The sequence below is a fragment of the Caproiciproducens sp. NJN-50 genome, from assembly GCF_004103755.1.
In the GTDB taxonomy this organism is placed as follows: Bacteria; Bacillota; Clostridia; order Oscillospirales; family Acutalibacteraceae; genus Caproicibacter.
In genome coordinates, this window is record NZ_CP035283.1 from 1,360,477 (window position 1) to 1,384,901 (window position 24,425).

Annotated in this window: 20 protein-coding genes; 8 read left to right on the forward strand and 12 right to left on the reverse strand. The window is 52.5% G+C overall.

Annotated elements, in window-relative coordinates:
- The 3 genes from EQM14_RS06545 to EQM14_RS06555 form a co-directional block, all read right to left on the reverse strand.
- Positions 1-1,008 carry a M14 family metallopeptidase gene (locus EQM14_RS06545; protein ID WP_164918990.1) on the reverse strand — a complete coding sequence of 336 codons (1,008 nt, stop codon included), beginning with the start codon at positions 1,006-1,008 and terminating at the stop codon, positions 1-3.
- Positions 1,009-1,072: 64 nt separating this feature from the next.
- Positions 1,073-2,092, reverse strand: coding sequence for a TAXI family TRAP transporter solute-binding subunit (locus EQM14_RS06550; RefSeq protein ID WP_128742196.1), 1,020 nt, complete (start codon positions 2,090-2,092; stop codon positions 1,073-1,075).
- Positions 2,093-2,152: 60 nt separating this feature from the next.
- Complete coding sequence (locus EQM14_RS06555) at positions 2,153-4,039, reverse strand: TRAP transporter permease (RefSeq protein ID WP_243112678.1); 1,887 nt, start codon at positions 4,037-4,039, stop codon at positions 2,153-2,155.
- Positions 4,040-4,351: 312 nt separating this feature from the next.
- On the opposite strand from EQM14_RS06555, the gene EQM14_RS06560 reads away from it, so the two are divergent.
- Positions 4,352-5,260, forward strand: a complete 909-nt coding sequence (locus EQM14_RS06560) for a LysR family transcriptional regulator (RefSeq protein ID WP_164918991.1) — start codon at positions 4,352-4,354, stop codon at positions 5,258-5,260.
- A 152-nt stretch (positions 5,261-5,412) separates the two neighbouring features.
- Here the strand turns inward: EQM14_RS06560 and EQM14_RS06565 are convergent, their stop codons facing one another.
- The 9 genes from EQM14_RS06565 to EQM14_RS06605 all read right to left on the reverse strand — a co-directional run bounded on the left by EQM14_RS06565 (position 5,413) and on the right by EQM14_RS06605 (position 16,053).
- Positions 5,413-7,899 carry an ABC transporter permease gene (locus EQM14_RS06565; protein ID WP_128742198.1) on the reverse strand — a complete coding sequence of 829 codons (2,487 nt, stop codon included), beginning with the start codon at positions 7,897-7,899 and terminating at the stop codon, positions 5,413-5,415.
- Positions 7,900-7,911: 12 nt separating this feature from the next.
- The gene (locus EQM14_RS06570; protein ID WP_128742199.1) at positions 7,912-8,595 is read right to left on the reverse strand and encodes an ABC transporter ATP-binding protein; all 684 of its coding nucleotides are present in this window, start codon (positions 8,593-8,595) and stop codon (positions 7,912-7,914) included.
- Between the two features lie 81 nt (positions 8,596-8,676).
- Positions 8,677-9,858: a HAMP domain-containing sensor histidine kinase gene (locus tag EQM14_RS06575; protein ID WP_128742200.1), complete on the reverse strand. Its 1,182-nt coding sequence runs from the start codon at positions 9,856-9,858 to the stop codon at positions 8,677-8,679.
- Positions 9,846-10,520, reverse strand: a complete 675-nt coding sequence (locus tag EQM14_RS06580; RefSeq protein ID WP_128742201.1) for a response regulator transcription factor — start codon at positions 10,518-10,520, stop codon at positions 9,846-9,848. Before EQM14_RS06580 ends, EQM14_RS06575 begins: the two co-directional genes overlap by 13 nt.
- Positions 10,521-10,804: 284 nt before the next feature.
- The gene (locus EQM14_RS06585) at positions 10,805-11,590 is read right to left on the reverse strand and encodes an SDR family oxidoreductase (protein ID WP_128742202.1); all 786 of its coding nucleotides are present in this window, start codon (positions 11,588-11,590) and stop codon (positions 10,805-10,807) included.
- Between the two features lie 39 nt (positions 11,591-11,629).
- Positions 11,630-12,598 carry a transketolase family protein gene (locus EQM14_RS06590; protein ID WP_128742203.1) on the reverse strand — a complete coding sequence of 323 codons (969 nt, stop codon included), beginning with the start codon at positions 12,596-12,598 and terminating at the stop codon, positions 11,630-11,632.
- Between the two features lie 5 nt (positions 12,599-12,603).
- On the reverse strand, positions 12,604-13,467 hold the full coding sequence (locus tag EQM14_RS06595; protein ID WP_128742204.1) for a transketolase: 864 nt from the start codon (positions 13,465-13,467) through the stop codon (positions 12,604-12,606).
- Between the two features lie 42 nt (positions 13,468-13,509).
- Entirely contained in the window at positions 13,510-14,568 is a 1,059-nt protein-coding gene (locus tag EQM14_RS06600; RefSeq protein WP_128742205.1) for an alcohol dehydrogenase catalytic domain-containing protein, read from the reverse strand.
- Positions 14,569-14,598: 30 nt separating this feature from the next.
- Positions 14,599-16,053 carry an MFS transporter gene (locus tag EQM14_RS06605; protein WP_128742206.1) on the reverse strand — a complete coding sequence of 485 codons (1,455 nt, stop codon included), beginning with the start codon at positions 16,051-16,053 and terminating at the stop codon, positions 14,599-14,601.
- A 493-nt stretch (positions 16,054-16,546) separates the two neighbouring features.
- Between EQM14_RS06605 and EQM14_RS06610 the strand changes: the two genes are divergently transcribed.
- The 7 genes from EQM14_RS06610 (at position 16,547) to EQM14_RS06640 (ending at position 24,371) form a co-directional block, all read left to right on the forward strand.
- Complete coding sequence (locus tag EQM14_RS06610; RefSeq protein WP_164918992.1) at positions 16,547-17,497, forward strand: AraC family transcriptional regulator; 951 nt, start codon at positions 16,547-16,549, stop codon at positions 17,495-17,497.
- 224 nt (positions 17,498-17,721) lie between these two features.
- Positions 17,722-19,146, forward strand: coding sequence for a sigma-54 interaction domain-containing protein (locus EQM14_RS06615; RefSeq protein ID WP_128742208.1), 1,425 nt, complete (start codon positions 17,722-17,724; stop codon positions 19,144-19,146).
- 431 nt (positions 19,147-19,577) lie between these two features.
- Positions 19,578-20,948, forward strand: coding sequence for a benzoate/H(+) symporter BenE family transporter (locus EQM14_RS06620; protein WP_128742209.1), 1,371 nt, complete (start codon positions 19,578-19,580; stop codon positions 20,946-20,948).
- A gap of 55 nt (positions 20,949-21,003) precedes the next feature.
- Complete coding sequence (locus tag EQM14_RS06625) at positions 21,004-22,455, forward strand: 4-hydroxyphenylacetate 3-hydroxylase family protein (protein ID WP_128742210.1); 1,452 nt, start codon at positions 21,004-21,006, stop codon at positions 22,453-22,455.
- A gap of 30 nt (positions 22,456-22,485) precedes the next feature.
- Positions 22,486-22,791, forward strand: coding sequence for a NifU family protein (locus EQM14_RS06630; protein ID WP_128742211.1), 306 nt, complete (start codon positions 22,486-22,488; stop codon positions 22,789-22,791).
- Complete coding sequence (locus EQM14_RS06635; protein WP_128742212.1) at positions 22,788-23,066, forward strand: hypothetical protein; 279 nt, start codon at positions 22,788-22,790, stop codon at positions 23,064-23,066. Before EQM14_RS06630 ends, EQM14_RS06635 begins: the two co-directional genes overlap by 4 nt.
- Positions 23,067-23,072: 6 nt before the next feature.
- Complete coding sequence (locus EQM14_RS06640; RefSeq protein WP_128742213.1) at positions 23,073-24,371, forward strand: acetyl-CoA hydrolase/transferase family protein; 1,299 nt, start codon at positions 23,073-23,075, stop codon at positions 24,369-24,371.
- Positions 24,372-24,425: the final 54 nt, after the last annotated feature.

A 24,425-nucleotide genomic window follows, 5' to 3' on the forward strand; every position in this document is an offset into this window, starting at 1 on the left:
TTAATTGCAATAATCCTCCCATTTCAGTCCCAGAAAGGCGACCCGGTCTCCGGTGTTGATCGCGGGGTATGTGCGCACCGCGATGACATAGGCGTCGCAGGGAGCCGGGTATGGGACCGGACGGTCGTTGAAATAATGCAGTTCTCCAAGGGAATCGCCTTTATGGACAATGTCTCCCGGTTTCACATTCATGTCAAGGACACCGCCGTCGTCGATCCGAACGAATTTGCGCCGAAGGATTTTATATTGCCTTGACGTTTGCAGAACAGGCGAACCGTCCAGCATCCCAAGCGTTTTCATGACGTTTTTGATTCCCTGGACCGCGATACGGATCATCGCAGGATCCGCGATGCCGCCGTGGCCGATTTCGCCCATGAATGCCGGAATTCCGTCTTTGATGCAGGTGATGTCCAACGCCCCGCTGGTAACTCCGGGCAGTTCGCCGGACGCGTCCGAAAGATTTACGATACAGTTGGCCTGTACCCCGAACGCTTTTGCCAGTTCCACCGCCGTTCGATTCACTGTTGCGTCGGCGTCCGGCACCAGCTTGGCTACTGTGTAGGGGTGAGCGTCGTACATTTTTGAAATTGTATGAAAACTGATCAGATGGGTGGCCGCTTCCCTAACGCCGTCATAGATGATTTTCGCAAGCCGCTGGGTGATCATTCCTTCGGCATCTCCCGGGAACTGAGTGTCCATGTCCAAATCATCCAGAAATGAGACCTTGCGCTGATCTAAAAATGCCGCGAGATTGGCTACCGGGGTCGCAATGACGTTTCCTCTGACTTCCCGGGGGTTTAAATCCCGGATCAGCTGCCACGATGCGTAGGAGCCATTGATTTCATCGCCGTGAACTGCTCCGTTCAGCCAGAGGGTGGGTCCCTCCGCGCCTCCGCAAAGGACGATGACAGGCAGTTTGACAGACGCACGGTTGCAGAGAGTGGGGCCGTCGAGAGTGAAATAGGATTTCTCGCCCGGATGAAATTGTCTACCGAAAACTTTTAGCAAAACGATTCCTCCTATAAATAAATGGTGGGAGGAAGGCGGATAGTCAATCTCCCTCCCGTTGAAATTATGAAATTATGCCTTTCTCTTTATAATATTTTGTCGCGCCGGGGTGCATGGGAATCAGCTTGGAATCCAGTAAAGCGTTTTCTTTATTGAACTCTGCGGCGGACACGCTGACCAGCTTCAGATCATCCTGACTGCTTAAAACGACATCGAGAAAATCATATACAACCTGCGGGTCCAAGTCCGGACTCGCAACAATCGTATTCCGCGTGCCCAGCGTCACCACGTCGGAGTCTAGATTATAGGAATCTTTCGAAATCGTTGCCTCGTTAAAATAGGGGTATTTTTCGATAATGCTTTTTCGGACATCCTCGTCAAATCCCAGCATTCTGATTCCTTTTGTCAGGGCGAGATTTGAAATATCGGAATTCGGAACCGAAGTCACAAAGACTCCATAATCAAGTGTTCCGTCCGATACTTCGTCCGCAATATCCGAAAGGGACAGGGAAACCGTTTTTACGTCGTCTTCCGACATGCCGTTCATCTCCAACAGCATGGGCCAGTAAAACTGTTCCATGGTCCCTTTGCCAACTCCGCATTTTTTCCCTTTTAGATCCTTAAAATTTTTTATCTGCGAGTTTTTCAGGACGAACTGGTTGAACACTGTTTCATAGCCGCTCATCACAAAATTGATTTTTCCTTTTGTGTTCTTGTCAAATTCCCTTTCCCCGTTGTATGCGGCGTAAGCGGCGTCCGCCATGCAAACGCCCATCTGGCAGGTTTTCTGTACGATCATCTGCACATTCTGCGCGCTGCCGGTGGAAATTTCCGGACTGAAGATATAATTGGGATAACGTTTTTGAATGAGGCTGCCCATGCTGGAAATAACCGCGTAATTTGTGGAACCGCTGGGGCCTGTCCCAACGGAAAGGGCCATCTGGGGATGGTTTGTCTGGCTTCCGGCCTGTGCTGAAGCGTTTCCGGCGCTGGCTGACGAAACGGAAGGAGAAGAGCCGCTCCCGCAGGCCGTCGAGGACACAAGCAGTGCTAGGATTGCCGCAATTGCCACAAGTTTTTTCATTTTTTAATACATCCCTTTCTTATGAAAATGGTCATGGACTTTTCTTTTGGGGTGAGAATATCACTCTTTCACAGGAGCTGGCCTTGACTTTTGAGAGAGGAAAACGCGAAATACAATCAATAAGGCCAACAGGCCGAAGCCTAACAAATCCGTTAAAAGTCCGGAATCAATCAGCAAAAATGCCACGGCTATATATAGAAGACGTTCGACCCAGGAAATTTTCCATTTGACCGCGAATCCTTCCATGGCCGCCGACAGGCAGTAAACGCCGATCAGCGCCGTAAAAAGGCTGCGCAGAATGTTATACCATGCCCCGTACAGCATCAGGCTCGGATTATACACAAACATGAACGGGAGAATGAAACCGGAAATCGCGAGATGAAATGCGGTAAAGCCGCATTTATTGGGATTGCAGTGAGCAATGCCCGCCGCCGCATAGGCTGCCAGAGCCACGGGAGGCGTAATATTAGATATGATGCCGAAATAAAAGATAAAAAGATGTGCCGCCATCGGAAGGACCTGGAGCTTGATGAGCGCGGGGGCTACCAGGACGGCAAGCACCAGATAGGCCGCAGTGGTTGGAACCCCCATTCCCAGAATAATGGAAACCAGCATGGTGAGCACAAGCAGCAACAACTTTTGCCCATGAGCCAAATCAACCAAAATGCCGGAAAGGCGGAATCCCAACCCGGTTCCCATCACGACGCCGATCACGATCCCCACCGCCGCGCAGGCCACGGCGACCGGGATGGAACCGGATACCGAGTTTTTGACAATTCTCACCAGCTTTTCTTTTGTAAGGCGGGTGTCTGAGCTGAGAAGCGAGAGAAAAATGGTGAAAATCAAAGTGTAAATGCCTGCTTTGGTGATTGTAAAATTGAAAACGCCCAGAATGACCACCAAAAAGACAAGCGGCAGGAAAAGATACGATTTTTTCAGCATGCTGCTAAGTTTGGGTACGTCGGAAACATCCATCGACTTTAAATCTTTTCTTCTGGCATGAATATCCACCGTCATCAAAATCCCGCCGAAATAGAGAATTGCAGGGACTAGTGCCGCTTTTACAACGTCAAAGTAGGGAACATTCAGCATCTGAGCTACCAGGAACGCCGTGGTTCCCATAATGGGGGGCATGATTTGTCCTCCTGTGGAAGAAGCAGCTTCGACTGCTCCAGCATATTCCGGTTCAAAACCATTCTTTTTCATCAGCGGAATGGTAAAGGTGCCGGTCCCTACTACATTTGCAATCGCACTTCCATTGACGGAGCCAAACAAGCCGCTTGCGATTACCGCAATTTTTGCAGGGCCTCCTTTGAATCTTCCAAAAGCCGTTGTCGCCAAACCCGTGAAATAATCCCCGACGCCTGTTTCACCGAAAACGGCGCCAAGAATAATGAACAGCACGATATAGACGGCGGAGGCGTAAAGCGGGGAGCCAAAAATGCCATCCGTGCTTAGAACGATAAGATTGATGAAACGTCCCCCGGACATACCGGCATGGGCCAGGAACGCTGGAAAGTATCGGCCCCCAAACGCATAAACGACAAAGAGCAGGATAATAACCAGCAGGGATGGTCCCACAACCTTGCGGGAGGCCTCCAGCAAAACAACGATCAGCATGATCCCAAAAACAATGTCGGCCGGGAGGGTAATACCGGCCCGCAGATCGATTGTTTTGTCAATAAACAGTATGTAAGCAATGGAGGCGATCGACATGACGAGCAGCAGCAGGTTGAGCAAAGTGAGCCAAATACCCCGGCTTTTACTCATATTTCCCAGAAATAAAAGGGTTAAAATCAGTCCGAGATGAATCGCTTTTTGCCCGACCCCGGGAATCACACCAAACAACGCGGTGTATACTTGGAAACATACAAATACAGTGCCAAGCAGAAAGTAAAGTTTGTCGATAAAAATTTTGCTGGGGTTGCCGTTTCCATTAACTTCCAAATGGGCCCATCTCCTTTTCTGAATTTAAATTGATTATGCTTCGAAAGTCAGTCCCGTTTAGGATCAGACGTTCCAACTTTATTTAAAAATGCTATGATCTTATTCCATTAGTTTTTGGTTTTATCGTTTTTTTCTTATACGAATGAAAAAAGATTCTAGCAATATTATAAATAATCACTAAATTCATTTACTTTTCAATAAAATTATAGTATGATATCTCTTGATTTACAAATATCAAATAGCTATTCTCTGTATAGCATTGTGCTATAATATTTTGTTTGATTATATTTGAACGTTGAAGGATGTGAAGATGTGCTGAGAGAGCTTGAATATGTGATCGCTGTTGTGGAAAACGGCAGTGTTTCAAAGGCTGCGGAATCCCTTTTCATCTCACAGCCCTCTTTAAGCCGATACCTGAAAGACCTTGAAGACAATATTGGAGTACAGCTTTTCCGCCGGGTTCACAATCGCCTTGTGCTCACCTATGCGGGTGAGCGCTATGTCGCCGTTGGAAAAAACATCCTTCGGCTTTATAATGAACTGGAAACCGAGTTACAGAATATCAACGAAGCGGTGACCGGACGGCTGCGCATTGGAATCGCTTCTTTGCGAATGTCTTATATTATGCCGGGAATCCTGAAGAACTACATTACCAAGTATCCTCTGGTGGAGGTACAAATGTTTGAGAACCCGACAAAAGAACTGGAAGAAATGTTGATTTCCGACAAGATTGACATTGCCATTATCAATGGAAACGAATGTAATGCTCAAATCACATATCAGCCATTTTTTACGGAGGAAATTTTACTTGCTGTGCCTTACAACCATCCGCTGGCCCAAAAGGGGGCTTCAAAAGATTCATGCCAATATCCCTGGATGGATTTAAGACTTACTCAGTATCAGCCATTTATCATCCTTAGTGACCATCAACGCCTGTACGATATTTCCATGCAGATTTTTGAAAAATATAATATACATCCCAAAACCGCCCTGTGCACAAAGAGTGCAGAATCGGCTTTCCGTTTGGTGGAAGCAGGGATAGGCCTTACTTTTGTTCCGGAGACTTTCACCCGTTTCAGCCTCACGGATAAACCGCCGGCACTGTTTTCCATCGGGGAACCCTGTATCCAATGGAAACTCTGCGCCGCATGGAAAACAGAGGGACTCCTTACCCCGACAGCTAAAAAGCTGATTCAGATTATAAAAAATATGTATTTATAGCGATTTCAAATAAAAGTTGGATGACAGAATATAATCTCCCCCGCCGAGGGCAGGAGAGATCACGAAATCCGTTTCACATTTTATTGAACCATGATGTTGTGAAAGTCAGATGCTTTTATCCAAATGAATTGGGATGAGACGCCGCTTTCTCCTCAATCCGTTTCGCGGAGCCTGTCAATAAGGCTGTCGCGGCTGAGAGACCGATAAACCAGCCCCGGTGTTATTGCGCACACGGTTAATACTACCGCGATGGCGGCGAGCATCTGAACGGTGGGAAAGGTAAAAACGGCGTAATCCGCCTGCTGCCGGAACAGCGTAAAAATCCAACAGGTAAAGGCACTGCCCAAGGTGCCGACCGACAGCACCGTTAACGCGCCATACGCCAGTCCCTCCGTCATCAGCATCCGCCGCATCTGCCGCTTGGTCATGCCGATGCTTTCCAGCATGGCAAGTTCCCTCTTTCGGGTCATAACGCCTGTAACCATTACATTGATAAAATTCAAAATGCCGATGAGAGCCAGAATGAGGGCGATCCCGCCTCCCAGGATATACAGCATCAGCTTGGCGTCCGTCATCGCTTCCTGCTGTTCCAGCTTGGATATCCTGGTGATCTCATGGTCGCCGCCGGTCAGGGATTTGATCTTTTCAAGCGCCTGTTCTTCCATCCCATCCTCGGTATCCAGATTCACTTTATAGATTTTAGGATCGGACGCAAGAGAACGAAGCGCTTCCTCGGACACATAAATATTGGGGGCCATGCCGCCGCCTGCGTACTGGAATCCAAGCGGAACAAAGCCGCCGAGGGTAAAACGCTTTCCGGTGCCGGAAGATTGGACGGACACGTCCATCGTATCCACATCGCGGTAAAGCTCCGGGCTGTCTGTTCCGATCAGGGCGATGTCGCCGCGCTCAAAGGCGTCGATATCAATCGCCGTATCGCCGCTTTGATTGAATTCCTCTATATAGCGGTTGTCCAGGCCGATGATATATCCCCAGAAGTTATCTTTTATCTGCTGATCCGTCAGTTTTTCCTCCACGCCGAATTTCTTGCAGAACCAGTCCATGTGCTTTGAGAATTCCGCCGGGTCATAGGCCATGCTCATCTTTTCCATGCTGGTGGTGCGCAAATTGGTGATTCCGTCTATTTTTTCCAGGTCCGCAAGGAATGCGGCGTCAAATTTCTGTTTCGCAGCGTTCCCGGAGGCCACCGCCACAGCGTCCAGCGTGTCGTTCTCCAGAACGAAATCATTTTGAACGTATGACGCGACATAATGGTCCGTATCCATGCTGGAAATCAGGGTTGTGACCGTCATGAACGCAGTGATTCCCCAAAAGAGGGACAGGAGTACGATTGCCGCGCGTTTGCGGTCGCGGAATAGGTTGCGCCACGCCATCCGGGAGGGGTTTCCGCCGCCCGTTCCGCGCTTTCGTTTCCTGCCGGCACGCGCGCCCGTGTAGCGCAGAGCCTCCGCCGGAGAGATTTTCGCCGCGGTTCCGGCCGGTTTGGCCGCCCCCAGCAGTGTCGTAACCAGCGCAAAGAATGCCGCGCCGATAAAGATGATGGGATGGAAGGAAACTGTGGCGCCCGTTTCAAGGTTGGACAGACTCAGCGCCATGGGGACGGCGGCGAAAGATAGGAATGCTCCCAGGGCAAGCCCGATGGGAATTCCGATTGCAGCCAGTAAAAGCGCCTGTTTGGATACAATTTTCCGCAGCTGTCGCGGAGAGGTGCCGATTGTTTTCAGAAGCCCATAGAACCGGATATCCTTTGAAACGGAAATATAGAAGACGTTGTAGATCAGCAGGTAGCCGGTGAACATTAAAAACAGAATCACCGCCGCGAAGGCAAATGTTGTTGTGGACCCGTCCGTGCCGGTGGATTCGTACATCGGAACGGTTTTTATCTTTTGATTTCCCGTAAGAGATAAATCCTGTTTTAGCCGCCCGTTGCACTGGTCGATGTTCTTGCCGTCCCGGTAAGCGATCGAAACGGCTCCGTCCTTTTCGACGGTGTGCCCGCTCTGCTCCGCGAATTCCTTTGAAACGAAGATAGAGCCAATGTTCCCCGTGCGGATATAAGAATAGTCCTGGCAATAGCCCGACAGCACAAAGGTTTCCGTTTGGGAGACGCTTCTTTCATCCCCGAAATAGAATGTAAGTGGAATCTCCATCCCGATCTGCGGATTGTCAATCCCCATATTCCGGAGAATCCACATCGGAACCATGATCCCATTCGCCTTCTCCGGATAGCTTCCCACAACGCCGGCGCAGGCGGGCCTGCGGAACGCTTCCCATTCCGCCTGATCGTACCAATGCAGGGAGACGGTCATATCTTTCATTTCAGATGCTATTTTTAGCTCTCCGACATTATATTGAAGTCCAACGGCTTTGACGTAAGGCAGTTCCCTCAGTTTTTCCACCTGGTCCTCCGTCGGATAGGTAACCGCAACCTGCGCCGTCGTGCCCATTAAGCGTATCTGCTGCATTTTCATGGATTTCAGATAGCTTATACCGATGCTGAATACGGAAGAAATCAGCAGGGTGGTCAGCGCAATGGCCGCTATGACGGTTCCGTTTCGGGAGCGGTTGGCTGCCAGCGTGCGCCGGGTGAGATTTTTCACCGCGTTGTTTTTCTTCATCGAAATTGCCTCCTACGCCACAATTCTGCCGTCTTCGATACGGATGATCCGGCCCGCAAGCCGGGCAATCTCCTGATTATGGGTGATCATCACGATGGTCTGGCCGAATTTTTCACTGGTGGATTTCAGGAGTGCCATGACGTCCCGGCTGGTCCCGCTGTCCAGATTTCCGGTGGGTTCGTCGGCCAGAATGACGGCGGGTTTGGCCGCCAGCGCCCTGGCGATTGCAACGCGCTGCTGCTGGCCGCCTGACAAATTGCTGGGAAGATTCTCAAGCTTTTCTGAAAGGCCGAGCATCCTTACGGCCTCGGTTATAAATTCCCGATCCGGGGTTTTGCCGTCCAGCTCGACCGGCAGCGTGATATTTTCGTAGACATTGAGCACGGGAATCAGATTGTAGTTCTGAAAAATAAAGCCGACGTTTCTGCGCCGAAATACGGCAAGCGCCTCGTCGTTCATTTTTGACAGCTCGCTGCCGCCCACCTCCACGCTGCCGGCGGTTGGAGTATCGAGGCCGCCAAGCAGATGCAGCAGCGTCGATTTTCCGCTGCCGGAGGTCCCCACGACCGCCACAAATTCACCGCTTGAGACAGAGAGGTCAATCCCGTCCAAAGCCTTTACAAGATTCGGCTCGGCCCCGTAGTATTTTCTCAGGCCGCTTGCCCGCACGATGACCTTGTTTTTCTCAGATAACATAAAAAAACACTCTCCTTATTTTTTGTACAAGGAGAGTGTAGAACATAAATTTCTACTTTTTTTCAACTTTTACCTGAAATTTTATTTTGCCAAAAAACCGGCTGTCGCCACAGCGCCGCCGTTTCGCGAATTGCGGATCGCGACCGCTCCTCCGTGTTTTTCGCACAGCGTCTTACAGATATACAGGCCGAGCCCGAAGTGGAGCTGGTCGGCATCGGATTTTCGTTTGTAATAGGGCCTCAGGGCCATTTGCAAATCTTCTTCTGAAAAACCCTGCCCGTCGTCGGCAATACCGACGCAAAACGTTTCCCCCTCGCACTGAAGGCGAACGCGAACGGTGTCTCTGGCGTACCTTATGGCGTTGGAAATCAAATTTTCGTAAACGCGCATCACGATAGAAGGATCCAGCGTCATGTGCGATTGCTTGATTTCATTGGTGAAATCAAGCGTCAGTCCGGAATCTTTCACCAACAGTGCCGCGGCGGACTGAAGCTGTTCGGCCAAAGCGCCGATTTCCACATCCTGCAAATGGGCCGTGACATCTTCCAGCTTTTGGATTTCTCCCATCTGGCGGACATAGTTTTCCAGACGGGCGATATGCCCGGACATAGTGGATATTGTGGACAGCAGTTTCTCTTCGGTGACCTTTCCTTGGGGAAGATAATTTTTCAAAAAGTCGGTGTACCCGCGCAATACCGTAAGCGGCGTCCTCAGGTCATGGGAAAAGGCGGCGTTGAGCCGTTTTCGCTCCTCCACGGCGCGCCACATCGCGAGATTGTTTTCCCTCAGCGCCTCCCGCATGGTTTCGAAAGAGGTGCAAAGCTGTCCCATTTCATCCCTGCTGTCATAGGACAGATGAAAATCCAAGTCGTTGGAGGCGATTTTGCCGGAGGCTTTATCCAACAGCTCAATAGGCTTTTTTAATTTGTTACGATAAAAAAACAACGCCGCCATAACGATGCAGAATCCGAAAAATAAAGGAACTGAGCCGATTTGGACGGCATTACAGACCGTGATGATCTCCTGATCTTTCGGCGTGTATTCGGGAGGAGGTGAAAAAATCACGACGCTGCCCGTCCTGTTGCTCACCGTATATTTGTTATCTGTATCTGCGTACGAAAAATTGATTCGGTTCTTTACAGAGTCCGCCAAGTTAATGCTGACTGAACTCAGCGCTGTAGCCAGCAATAAAAAAAGAAGCATGTACAGCATAAAGGACTTTTTGAGCGACAGATTGTAAAACGCTTTTTTTAATCGATCCATTTGTAACCGATGCCCCAAACCGTTTCAATATATTTTTTATCGCTGACTGCCGACAGCTTTGCCCGGATTCTCCGGACATGCTCTGCGACAACGCTGCTGTCGCCCTTGCTGTCCCAGCCCCAAACCCGTTCGTAGATGCGTTCTTTATCAAAGACCTGACCGCTGTTCAAAGAAAAAAGTTCAATCATATCAAATTCCTTTTTGGCAAACGGAACCTGCTCGTTTCGGCAATATACGGCCCTCGAACCGTAATCGATCACAAGATCCCCTGCGAATTTCTTTTTGGAAGCCCCGCGCATCCTTTTCTCGCGGCGGAGGTGGGCCGATACCCGCGCGCCGAGTTCGTCGATGGAAAACGGCTTCACGATATAATCGTCGCCCCCCGCGCCAAAGCCGCTGACCTTGTCGGCGTCCTCAATTTTGGCAGTCAGGAACAGGATAGGGCAGGAAACGAAGCTTCGTATTTTCGTACAGACCTGTAGTCCGTCTATATCCGGCAGGTTGATATCAAGCAAAATCAGATCGGGAAGTTTTTCGACTTGCTTTAACGCTTCCGAACCGTTGTAGGCCGTAAGGACTTCATAGCCGTTGATTTCAAAATAATCTCTGAGCAGTTCAACGATGTCTGTCTCATCGTCGACGACTAATATCTTGCAGGGCATCAGAAACACCTCCGTTCTAAATATTATATCGCATAATTTTCTACTTTTTATCAACTCTTGAAAGGTGCGGTCAAAATTTCGCATTTTCCGCATTCCGGGCCCCAGGTCCCGCACGGCCGGAAACTGCCCGGTCGCGGTGCGGAAATCTGCCCCCGCACTGAAAAGGGAATCCATCCGGCGTGTTGAGCGCCGGATGGATTCCTTGACAATTCGATTTTCCGCCGTAAGAGCGGGGAATCGTTTAAGGTCTCAGCCGGCCGCCGCTCCTTCCCTTGGCCCGCCGGTTACAGGACGGTAAAGAACCCGCCGTCGATGTTGAGATCCACGCCGTTGATGTAATCCGAAGCCCTGGAAGCCAGAAATACCATGGCGCCCATCAAGTCGTCAAGCTCCCCCCATCGCCCGGCGGCGATCCGGTTCGTGATTTTGTTGTAGAACGCGGGGTCCTTGCGAAGCTCCGCATTGACTTCGGTCGCGAGAAAGCCAGGACAAATCGCGTTGGTCTGGATGTTGTAAGGCCCCAGCTCGTTGGCAAAATTGCGCGTGATGCCGAGCACCCCGGTTTTTGCGGCCGTGTACGGCGGGCATTTCCGGTCGGAGGTATAGGACAGGGCGGAGCCGATGTTGATGATTTTGCCGCCTCCCTGTGCCTTCATGACTTTGGCCGCTTCCTTGGACAGGAAATACACCGCGTTGAAATCGAGGTCGATGCACCTGTTCCAGTATTCCTCGGGATAGTCGTCAAAATTGGCGAAAAAGCTGACGCCGGCGTTGTTTACCAGAATATCCAAACGGCCGTACTCCCGGACGCATTCGTCCACGCAGGCCTTTCGATAGTTCCGGTCCGTCAGGTCGCCGCGCAGAAAATGGATTTTGTGTCCTTCTTTCTCGACTAGCTGTTGGATTTCCCCGATCTCCTCCGTGAAATGGGGGATGAACAGATCCGCGCCGGCCTTGGCAAATGCAACGGCATAGCCCATCCCAAGTCCCTGGTTGGCGCCGGTAACCATCGCGACCCTGCCCTTGAGGCTGAACCAGTCCATGCTAAAACGCTCAAAAGGAACAGACATGACAGATTCCCCTTTCCAGATTCCGTTTTGTCCGCAGGATTACCTGCCCAGCATTTTTTTCAAAACAGCGGATATTCCGTCGCGGTCCATGCCGTAATGATGGTAGATCGCGTCCACGGAGCCCAGCACGGCGAATTCGTCCGGCATGCCGATGCGTTTAAACTTACCCCGGTAGCCGGTTTCACACAGCACTTCCGCAACGGCGCCGCCCAACCCGCCATTGATGGAGTGATCCTCCACCGTGACAATATTGCCGGTTTTTTCGGCCGCTCTCACGACGGCGTCGGCGTCCAGAGGCTTGACGGTATGCATATCCAGCACGCCGATGCTCAGCCCGCATTCCTTTTCCAGTGCCCTGGACGCCATCAGGCATTCATAGAGGTTCGAGCCGCAGGAGATGATGTAGGCGTCCGTCCCTTCCAGCGTTTCGATTGCTTTGCCGATCTCCAGCTCGTAGTCCCCGGCGTAAACATCCGGCGAACCGGCGCGGTCGATGCGGATGACCATGGGGCCGACGAAATCCATCGATTTGCGCACGAATTTGCAGCACTGATTGGCATCGGCGGGCACCACGACGGTAAGGTGGGGGATGGCGCGGTAAAGAGCCAGGTCGGCAATATCGTTGTGGGTCGGCCCTCCGCCGGCGGTGACGCCGGAATGGGTGCCGATCAGGCGGACGTTCACGTCGTTATAAGCAATGTCCGTGTGGATCTGGTCCGCTGCGCGCAGGGGCAGAAACGGACCGAACACCTGCGAAAACACAACGCAGCCCGAAAGGGCCAGACCGGCGGAGGCCCCCACCTGATCCGCCTCGGCAATGCCGAAATTGAAGCACCGTTCGGGGAATTCTTTCAGCAGCTTGCCCGCGGAGGAGGAGGGAGCCACGTTGTCGCTGTAAGTAAACACGAAATCCTTGCCTTCCTTAGCCATTTTGTACAATTCCTCGCCGTAGGCCTCGCGGGCGTTGGAAAGCATCATGTCAAAGTCATAGGTAGTCTTTGTCGCCATTTCGATCACGCCTTTCTCATTTTCGCCACATCGGCGAGCGCGATTTTCAGGTCTTCCTTGCCGATGCCGCCGCCGTGCCATTTGTGGTTGCCTTCCATAAAGCTGACGCCTTTGCCCTTGACGGTGTTGCTGATGATAAAGGTCGGTTTTTCACGCGTGCGGCAATCGCGTTCCGGCAATTGGTCCAGCGCGGCGCATACCTGCGCCATATTGTTTCCGTCTTCGATTTCGATCACATTCCAGCCGAACGCCCGGACTTTGTCGGCTACGGGGTCGATGTTCATGATCTCGCGGGTCTTGCCGGTCATCTGGAGCTGGTTTTTGTCCAGAATGCAGGTCAGATTGTTCAGCCTGTAATGGGCGCCGGACATGAGCGCTTCCCAGTTCGTTCCTTCGTCGAATTCACCGTCGCCGATCATGCAGATCACGCGGTAGTTTTCCCCGCGGTAGCGCGCGCCCAGCGCGTAGCCGACGGAAACAGGCAGCCCATGGCCGAGAGAACCCGCGGAAACCTCGATCTGCGGGCATCTTTTCCGGTTGGAATGCATGCCGAACAGGTAGGTCTCCAAGCTCTCGAAATGCTCCACCATAAAATCCTGGGTATAAGCGCCCTGATCGGAAAAAATGGTGTACAGGGTCTCGGAGCAGTGGCCTTTGGAAAGAATAAAGCGGTCGCGCCCCTCCTTATGCGGGTCCATCACGTCGAAGTTCAGGTATTTGTAATACAGGGCGACCGCCATCTCCACGATGGAAAGTTCGCCGCCAAGGTGTCCCATGCCGATCCGGTAGATAAAATTCAGCAGATTGGAACGAATGTCTACGCACTTGTCTTCCAGCTCCGCAATTGTCGTAAGTTTCGGTTCATTCATCGATTACGTCATCCTTTCCTGTTCAGCCTTCACAGGCGCTGATTATTCGCCCTCGATTTTGTTGCATCGGATCAGAATCTTGGGATATTTGCCGGAAACCTGCGCGTCGAAAGCCGCGACGGAATCGTCGATATCATATACGGTGCGGGTCAGATCGTCCAGATCGAAACGGGACAAAATCTGCGCCGCGCGCGGAAAGCAATACGGCGCGACATAGTAGCCGGAGATCGTCAGTTCATTGTAATAGCAGTATTTGTACAGATTCAGCGGCATCTCGAAATCGTTCGGATACATGGCCCCGTAAAGCAGAGTGCCTCCGCGTGCCACCAGAGGAGGAAGATCGTGGACCGCGCCCACAAAGCCGGAGCAGTCCACCACCGCGTCAAAGCCGCGGCCGCCCGTGATTCTTTTGGCGGCTTCCCCGATGTCTTCCCGGGTGGGGTCAATCACATGTTCGGCCCCGTATTTTTTGGCCAGTTCCCGGCGGCTTGCGATGGGCTCGAACAGCGTCAGGTCGGTCGCGCCCATCATGCGGAATGCCTGAATTCCGAGCAGGCCGATCGGTCCGCCGCCGTTAATGGCGATTCTCATGCCGATCTTCGGCTGCACCTTATCCATCATGCGAACGGCGATGGAGACGGGCTCCAGCATACAGCCGGTTCTCAGCGGAACATGGTCTGGCAGCCGATATACCTGGGACTCGTGCCAGACGATGGTTTCGCTCATCCCGGCCCGGTTGAACTCGTCGGCGTGCTCGCAGAACTGCTGCTGCCCGTTCTGACAGTAATAACAGGTTCCACAAAATTTGAGGAAATTTCCGGCGACGCGGTCGCCGATCTTCAGGCCCTTCTTCGTGGCCTTTTCGCCCACGTCCACAATGATGCCGGAAACTTCGTGCCCAATGCCGAACGGCGGCTTCCAGCCGAAAATTCCCTCCACCAAATGGGGGTCGGAGCCGCAGATAGCGCAGTAGGCGACCTTGATCCTCACGTCTTCCGGTCCCATTTCGTACTCGGGTACTTCCAGAGTGGCGACGGCGCCCTTTTTCTCCGGGTCCTTTTCCCTCAGACTGCCGGTTTTTACGACATTGATCTGTTTCATGATTATGTATCCCCCTTTAGATTTGTTGGGTCATACGGCCGGGCAGGGATCCTTCTGCGTCTGATCCGCATTTGTCCCGGCCGCGTTGCGTTCGGCGATTTCCTTCTGCATCTGAGCGATCTTTTCCTCATTCAGGTGGTAGAACAGCCCGTAAACCACCATTGCCATAATTACGGCCGACAGTGGCAGAAGCGCGGTAAGGCTCCGGATGGCCGAGAGGCACTGGGCCGTCTGCTGCTGATTTGCCACGTAGCCGACGGAGGAGAGTACCATGTTGGGAACGGAACCGCCGATGACCATCGAAAATTTAATTCCAAGTCCGACCAGCGTCATCACGATGGCCGTATACCGTTTCCCGGTCTTCCAGTCGCAGTACTCCACCGGATCGGTGATGACGGACCAGAGGGCGCCCATCAGGACGCCGTAACCGTAGCCGGTGACGGCGCGCGCCGCCATCATGCCGCCGACGGAGGCGGGGGACATCAGATACAGCAGGATGCAGCCCGCTCCGGCCACTCCCAGGCCGAACATCACGGTGCCCTTTTTATGCAGCCGTTTGATCAGGAACGGCACGCAGGGGACGCCGGCGACGGAAAACAGCATCATGATCATCGAAAACCACGCCAGCATGTCTTCACGCCCGGCGTAATATTTTATGTAATAGGCCCCCATCGTGGATTGAATCTGACTCATGGTATAAACGCCAAGAAACAGGAGAAAGGTCACGAAGACCGGGCTCATCCGGAACAACAGATAAAACACGTCCTTGATATTCGCCTTTTTGCCGGGGTCGATCGGCTGCGGCGGGATCCGCTCCACAATCTGATGCGAGGCCCAAAGCAGGATGCAGACCATAAAGAACGCCATAATCATGGTCGTTACCATATACCCCTGCGCCAGCGTCATGTATCTGCTCAGAAAGCCCGAGACCTCGGGCAGCATGATGGCGCAGACAACACCGCCGGTCTGTGCCAGCGTCATGCGGACGGACTGCAGACGGGTTCGCTCGCTCTGGTCGTTTGTCATCAGCGTGGCGGCCGAAATGTAAGGCTGGATGATAAAGGTGTAAAGCATGTTCAGCAGGTTGTAGGTGACGGCGGCCCAGACCACCTTGCCGGCATAACTGAAATTGGGAGTCGAGTAGGTCAGAACGGCCGCAATTCCAAACGGAACTGCACCCCACATGATATAGACCCAGTATTTTCCTTTTCTGGGCTGGACCCTCTCGCAGATCGTGCCCATCATCGGGTCGTTGACGGCGTCCCAGATTCGGGACAATGCAAAAAGGACCGCAACATGCGCTGGCTTCAGGCCAAAGATGTCGGTGTAAAAGTAGCTGATGTACAATGCAATGCACTGAAACACAAGGTTCATTGCAAAGTCAACGGACGAATAACCGATTACCTCCCGTGTGCCAAGCTTGTAATAGCCAAACTGTGCCGAAGTTTTCTTCCAGTTTTTTGAATCTTTGAAATCGCGGCTCACGAAAAAATCCCCTCCCTTACCTGTACAGTCGTTTTTTCCTATCAAAGCCGGTCTGTTGCGAGTTCCAGCCTTTCATCCGGCGGAACGAGCCCAACAAAGTTATTGTACCGGGAGGTACATCCCTTTTCAATCGTCCAAACAGACACATTTTTCAATAATTGAGTCCCAAAAGAATAAAATCTGTTAATTTTGCCGAACCGAAACCGACGCTTTTGATTTATTACATAAATGCATTCCCATAAAATAAAAAAAAGTTAGGGATTCATGCAAAAAGCTCATATTTCAAGTCCTAAAACGGACATGTTTTGTGGAAACATTGTCTCATTTCATGTATTTTCTTTCCAGAAAGCCCTTTTTTTTCCTTAGCTTGGCTTTATAATGAAATCAAAAAAGAGACCGAAGGGGAATTTCCCTTACGGCTGTCGGTCCAGGGTATTGTTTTTCAGACCAAAGAATGCGGCGCTGCTGCATTCTCGGTGGGAAGGAGAAGATCATGTTGTATCAGCAGAAGCAATATCCCTTTTACAACCCGGTCTTAGTCCGAATTTCCATGGGAGGCGGCCTCACGGTCAATTATGTGGAGTCTCTGGACCAAAGCTGCGTGGAATTTCCGCATGTTCATGAATGCTATGAGATTTATTACTGCTTGAGCGGGGAACAGCATCTTTATATCGACGGGGCCATGAACACCCTTTTCAGCGGGCACTTCGCCGTAATCCGTCCGGGGATTCATCACTATACCAATTATGAACCCAACATGCCGAAAAGATATCTGGTCTTTGTGTTCGCTCCTCCCACGGCGGCCGCGTCAAAATCCAAAGGAGATCAGGCCGAAGAGAATTTTCTGAGCAGGATTCTGAAATATTTTGAAAAGAATCCGTATTATGTCACGAAAGATCGCTTCGGCTGTGACTCGATCATCTATAAAATGGAAACTGAGATCGAGGAGAGTTATCCGGGGCGTGAGCAGATGATCTGTGCCCTGTATCAAGAATATCTGATTTCCATTTTCCGAAATCTCGATCCGGTCGAGCGGGAGAAAAACACTCCCTCCAATACAAATCTGGCTATTCAAATCACAAAGTATATGCACGCCAATTACAATAAAAACTTGACGATTCAGGACATTGCCGACTTTTTTTACATTTCTTCCCGGCATGTGAATCGGATCTTCGAGGAATATTTCGGCCAAAGCCTGAAACGGACCTTGAACATCTACCGCCTGAATTATGCAAAAAATTATTTGATCGATACGGCGTACTCAGTGGAAAAAATCGCGTCGCTTGTGGGTTTTTCCTCCCAGAAGATGCTTTATCGCCTTTTTAAGGAAATGGAGGGGATTACCGTATCGGAGTACCGCGCCATGCATCGAACCGGAAGCTCCGCCGTGAAATGCTCCGGGGCGGAGGCGCCGGAGAGCAAAAAAAACGAAAAGATCGAATAGGAGGTTTTCTTTTTCCGGATGCGTTTGGAGCATTTTCATGCAATGGCACAGGCAGATCCGCCGCGGCCGTATCCTCCGTCGGCATGGGCGAGGCGATATTTTTGATGAGACGACAAAGATAATCCCCGGCATGGGGGAAAAACAATTGACAATAAGAATCAAATATTCCATTATAAGATAATAGGAGGCTAAACAAGACGGAAAAAAACAGGGGAGGGCTGTGAATGAAAAGAGAGCGCGTTTATTTGAATGACGAAGACGGTCCCGGAATCTTCCGCGACTTGAAAGATGCCCAAAAAAAGCTGATGGCCATTATAGAAAGCTCCTATGACGGGATTTACATCACGGACGGAAATGCAAAAACCATCATGGTCAATCGCTCCTACGAAGTCATCACGGGGCTGAACCGGGAAGAAATGCTGGGAAAATACATGCAGGATCTCGAACGGGAAAGGGTAATTTCCCGTTCAGCCTCTCTGATCGTTCTCAAAAAAAAGGAACCGGTCACCATTGACCAAAAATTTAAAACCGGCAGGAACGCGATTGTCACCAGCACGCCTCTCTTTGACAAAAACAACGAGATCGCCATGATCGTGACGAACGTGCGGGACGTTTCGGAACTGTACGACCTGAAAGAACAGCTCGCAAAAAATCATGAGCTGAACCGGCATTACCAGGCGGAGATCGAGACGATCAAAAAACAGATCGGCGGTTACGGGGACCTGGTCGTGAGGGACCAGAAAATGCTGGAGCTTCTGGGCATGGCGAGGAAAGTGGCCGGGCTGGACACAACGGTGCTTCTGCTGGGTGAAACCGGCGTGGGAAAAGAAGTCGTCGCCAATTACATCTTCCGGAACAGCCGGCGCAGCAAGGGGAATTTCATAAGGGTAAACTGCGCGGCCATTACGCCTAGCCTTGTGGAGAGCGAACTTTTCGGTTATGTGCCCGGCGCTTTTACAGGGGCCAGCCCGAACGGCAAAATCGGCCTGTTTGAAATCGCGGACAAGGGAACCATCTTTCTCGACGAGATCGGGGAACTGTCCATGAACATACAGGCGAAGCTGCTCCGGGTCCTTCAGGAACAGGAGATCCTGCGCATCGGCTCCGACCGGCCTGTCAGGATCGACGTCCGGGTTATCGCGGCCACAAACCGGCATCTGAAAGAAATGGTCGGAAACAAAAGCTTTCGAGAAGACCTCTATTACAGGCTCAGCGCGTTTCCGATTCTGATTCCCCCTTTAAGGGAAAGGAAAGAAGACATTTCCGTCCTGGCGGAATACATGCTCGAAACGCTCAACGGCAAATACAGCATGCATAAAGTTTTCGCGCCGGATGTCCTGGAATGGCTTTTGGCATATGAGTGGCCCGGAAATGTGCGGGAGCTCAGAAACGCCGTGGAGAGGGCCTTCATCGTCAGCGGGGATCGGAGAATCCTCCCGGAGGATCTGCCGATCGATCCTTACAACAAGGCGGTGGTCAGCACGGAGAAAAGCGACACCGTGCTGAAGGAAATCATCGACGGGGTGGAAAAAAATTATATTTTTAACGCCTACGAGAAATATCATAATGTGCGCGACGCCGCGAAAAGCCTGCATATGAGCGCGGCTACCTATGAGCGCAGACGAAAAAAGTATCTGAATTCTGTGTAGAATGCCTATTTGGCATAAAATTTCGGGCCGCGTTCCGTTTTATGATTGGACGAGCCGAATTCTGTATCGGTATTGAATATTTGTATCAAAACTGAAACATCGCGGGAATCCATTTGGAGAATGTGATTTCCGCGATGTTTTGTTTCATATTCAAGACGCAAGCTCCATAAAAAATTATGCAAATCATCTAAAATCGCAGAGAAATGGCCAAATTTTTAGCTATTCCGATCTTGGCATCCTAGTTGCTTGTATCTTTTTGGAAGGCAAAGCAAAGCCTGTGGGCCGGGGACCGGACGGATGCGGTCATTGCGATCCGACGGCCGATTCCATGATGCGGAAAATGCGGCTCCTATTTTAAAACGTAAGGAGGCAGAAATCAAGATGCTCAGGACAGCAAAAGAAATTGTAAGGGGAAGAAGGAGTGGGTGCGTATGGCGATGAAAAGAACATATGGCGCGGAGCAGCCTTACATTCCGGCGGGCATTTTCAAGATCAGGGTGCCGTTCATCCATTACCGGTGGGAGTGGCCCGAGTTTTTTCAGGCGCTGTTGATGTGCTCGACCTGCCTGGGGGCAATTCCCGTTCTGCAGCAAGTGCTCGGGGTTTCGTTCGAGATCGCGTGGTCGATGGTCATTATCAACGGATTTCTTTACTGCCTGCACGTCCTTCTGGGCGATCCGGTGGTCCCCGGGTGGATCACTCCGGCCATCCCGCTTGTGGTCGCGTTTTTGGGAAAGTATCAACTGGGAGTGGTCCGGTATCAGGAACTGATCGCCCTTCAGCTGATCGTGGGCGTCATCTTCCTGCTGATGGGGGTTACCGGCGCGGCGGGAAAGCTGATGAAAGTCGTCCCGAACTCCATCAAGGCGGGGGTCCTGCTCGGAGCCGGGACCGCGGCGATCATCGGTGAGTTCAACACCGGAGGCCGGTTCTCGAAATATCCGGTATCCATCACGGCCGGGTGTCTGATCGCGTTCTTTTGCCTGTTTTCCTCCCAGTTTATGAAAATGCGGGCGAACAACCGTTTCTGGAATACCATCGGCAAGGTCGGTATGCTTCCGGCGATCATCATTGCCGTATTTCTCGCCCCGATGGCGGGCGAGCTGCCGTGGTTCCACATTGAGATCGGCACCTTCTTTAAGGTGGCGGATTTCGCGGGCATCTGGAACACGCTGAGCCCGTTTTCCATAGGTTTCCCCGCCGTTTCCATGTTCCTGTCGGCGCTGCCGCTGGCAATCGTGGTCTACATTATCGCGTTCGGGGACTTCATCACTTCCGAGGCGCTGATTCATGAAGCCGATGAGGTCCGCAAGGATGAAAAGATCGATTTCAACGCCAACCGCTCCAATCTGATCAGCGCGATCCGCAATATCGTGATGGCCCTCATCTGCCCCTACACCCAGCTCTGCGGCCCGCTCTGGGCGGCCGTCACCGCGTCTGTCGCCCAGCGGTACAAGGAGGGGCCGGAGGCAATGGAGTCCATCCACAGCGGCGCCGGGACTTTCCGCTGGAGCACGTTCCTCGGAGTGTCGTGCATTCCGATCGTTTCCCTGCTTCAGCCGGTGCTCCCCGTGGCGCTGTCGCTGACCCTGCTCGTTCAGGGCTATATCTGCACCCGGCTCGCGATGGATATGTGCGAAACCGATACCGACAGGGGAATCGCGGGCTGCATGGGCGCCGTCCTGGCGATCCAGGGAGCCGCGTGGGGATTGGCCGTCGGCGTTCTGCTCTATTTCGCGCTGAAAAGCTACTCGAAAAAGAAAGACGCCGATCCAATCCCGGAGGCTGCGGAAATCAAATAAACCGTCCCGTGATCAGCAAACAAAACCGATCTTAATTTGAAAGGGAGAAAAAATCATGGCGCTTATGACAGGCGAACAGTACATTGAAAGTATCCGTAAGATCAACATGCAGGTTTATATGTTCGGCAAAAAAATCGAAAACCGGGTGGATGACCCGATCCTGAGACCGTCCCTCAATTCCGTACGCATGACCTACGACCTCGCGCAGATGCCGGAGTACGAGGACCTGATGACGGCGGTCGCTCCGGAAACCGGGAAACGGATCAACCGTTTCACCCACATCCACCGCAGCACGGAGGACCTTGTAAAAAAGGTGAAAATGCAGCGGCTTTGCGGGCAGAAAACCGCGGCCTGCTTCCAGCGCTGCGTGGGCATGGACGCGTTTAACGCCGAGTACAGCACAACTTATGAGATCGATCAGAAATACGGCACCCACTATTTTGACAATTTCAAGAAGTTCATGCTTGACGTGCAGGAAAAGGATTTGACGGTCGACGGGGCGATGACCGACCCCAAGGGAGACCGTTCGCTGGCCCCGCATGAGCAGAAGGACCCGGACCTGTTCCTGCACGTGGTGGAACGCAGGCCGGACGGAATTGTGGTCCGCGGAGCGAAGGCGCATCAGACCGGCGCGCTGAACTCGCATGTGATGATCGTGATGCCCACCCAGTCCATGAAGCCCGAGGATAAGGACTACGCCGTTTCCTTCGCCGTCCCGATGGACGCGGAGGGCATCTTCATGGTGATCGGCCGCCAAAGCTGCGACACCCGCAAGCGGGAAGGCTCCGAAATGGATGTGGGGAACCCGGAGTTCGGCGGTGTGGAGGCGCTGGTCGTTTTCGACAACGTCTTTATCCCCAACGATATGATTTTCATGAACGGTGAGTCGGAGTTTGCCAATTTGCTTGTGGAACGTTTCGCGGGCTATCACCGCCAGAGCTACGGCGGCTGCAAGGTCGGCGTGGGCGACGTCCTGATCGGCGCGGCCGCGGTCGCGGCGGACTACAACGGAGTGCCGAAAGCCACCCATATCAAGGATAAGCTGATTGAGATGACGCATTTAAATGAAACGCTTTACTGCTGCGGCATCGCCTGTTCCTCCGAAGGCAGCCCGACGGAGTCCGGCAACTACCTCATCAATCTGCTTCTGGCCAACGTCTGCAAGCAGAATGTCACCCGCTTCCCTTATGAAATCGTCCGCCTCGCGGAGGATATCGCCGGTGGTCTGATGGTTACCGCGCCCTCTGAAAAGGATCTGCGCGATCCAAAGGTGGGACCGTATGTGGAAAAATACTTTAAGGGCGTCGGCGGCGTTTCCACCGAAAACCGCCTCAGGATCCTGCGCCTCATTGAAAACCTCGCGCTGGGGACGGCGGCGGTCGGCTACCGCACCGAATCGATGCACGGCGCGGGCTCTCCGCAGGCGCAGCGCATCATGATCGCGCGCCAGGGCAACCTCGCGATGAAGAAGGAACTCGCAAAGGCGATTGCTCACATTAAGGAATAACCGTCTCTCGGAAATAAGGGGGAACTGCCGTTGCGGGAGAACATACTGGACCGAATCGAAAGCGTTCTGGACAGCCGCGTCAGGCCTGCGCTGAGCGAGCATTGCGGCGGAGTCGAAATACTTGAGTATCAAGACGGGATTCTGAAGATCCGCATGCTGGGGCAATGCAGCGACTGCCCCAGCGCGGCGATCACGAACGAAGAGCTGATTGAAAAGGAAGTCCGGGAAGCTCTCCCGGAAGTGCGGCGCGTCTGCCTTGTAACCGGCGTGAGCGAAAACCTGCTGAGCACGGCCCGCTTTCTGCTTTCTCATCGGGACCGCCGGAACGCAGGATGAAAATCGGAGTCAAATATTGCGGCGGATGCAATCCGAGGTACGACAGAACCCGGATTGTGTCCAGGCTGAGGGAGGAATTCCGCGGCCTGGACATTGTCCGCGCGGATGCGCAGGGTGGGGCAGATCTCGTTGCGGTCATCTGCGGCTGTCCCGTTCAGTGCGCGGAACATGCGGACCTGAATGGATGCCTTGGAAAAGTCGTATTGACGCGGGAAGAGGATTACGAGAAACTCCGCGCGTTGATTTTACAAAATTACACTGAATTTAGGGAGTGATGACGAATGAGTTGGCAGGAACTGTACAGGCAGAAATTAACTACGGCCGATCAGGCCGTCAGGCACATCAAATCCGGGGACAAGGTCGTGGTCGCCCACGCGACCGGGGAACCGACCGCACTGCTTGACGCGATGGTCAGAAACGCCGATCAGTATGAAAACGTGGAAATCGTACACATGGTGGCAATGGGCCAGGCCGAGTACTGCAAGCCGGAAATGGAAAAGCACTTCCGCCACAACAGCCTGTTTGTGGGGGGTACCACGCGCAAGGCCGTCGCGGATGGGCGCGCGGATTTTACTCCGGTGTTTTTTTTCGAGATCCCGGATTATATCCGGAACACCTTGAAGCCCGACGTCGCGCTGGTCCACCTTTCCCAGCCGGATGAACACGGGTACTGCAGCTTCGGCATTTCCGTCGACTACACCAAACCGGCCGCGGAATGCGCCAGAACCGTGATTGCGCAGATCAATAAGAATATGCCGCGCACATTGGGGGACAGTTTCATTCATGTCAGCGACCTTGACTATATTGTGGAAGACGATTCGCCGCTGATTGAGCTTGCGCCGCCGAAGATCGGGGAGGTGGAACGTGCGATCGGCGAAAACTGCGCGTCCCTGATTCACGACGGAGACACGCTCCAGCTCGGGATCGGAGCGATTCCGGACGCCGTGCTGCTGTTTCTGAAGGACAAAAAAGACCTTGGAATCCATTCCGAAATGTTCTCCGACGGGGTTGTCGAGCTGGTGGAAGCCGGCGTGGTCACCAACAAGTGCAAGAGCATCAATCAGGGAAAGAACGTCGCGGCGTTCCTTATGGGAACCAGGCGCCTGTACGATTATGTGGACAACAACCCGGAGGTGGCCATGTACCCGGTCGATTACGTGAATGATCCGCGCGTGATCGCCCGGCACGACAATCTGGTCTCCATCAACTCCTGCGTGCAGGTGGACCTGATGGGCCAGGTGTGCTCAACGTCGGTCGGCCTGACGCAGATCAGCGGCGTGGGCGGACAGGTCGATTTTGTCCGCGGTGCAAACATGAGCCGCGGGGGAAAAAGCATCATGGCGATCCCGTCCACCGCGGGGCATGGGAAAATTTCCAAGATCGTTCCATTCCTCGATCAGGGCGCCGAGGTGACGACTTCCCGAAACGATGTCAACTATGTGGTAACCGAATTCGGGATTGCGCAGCTCCGCGGAAAAAAACTGTGCGAACGGGCGCGCGCGCTGATTGAAGTCGCGCATCCGGATTTTCGCCCCGGGCTGATCCGGGAATATGAGTCGCGGTTCCATGAAAAATATTGAGAATGAGGGCCCGAAAAGGGGGGATTGCATTCAAAAAAACTCCAGCCCTGCCCA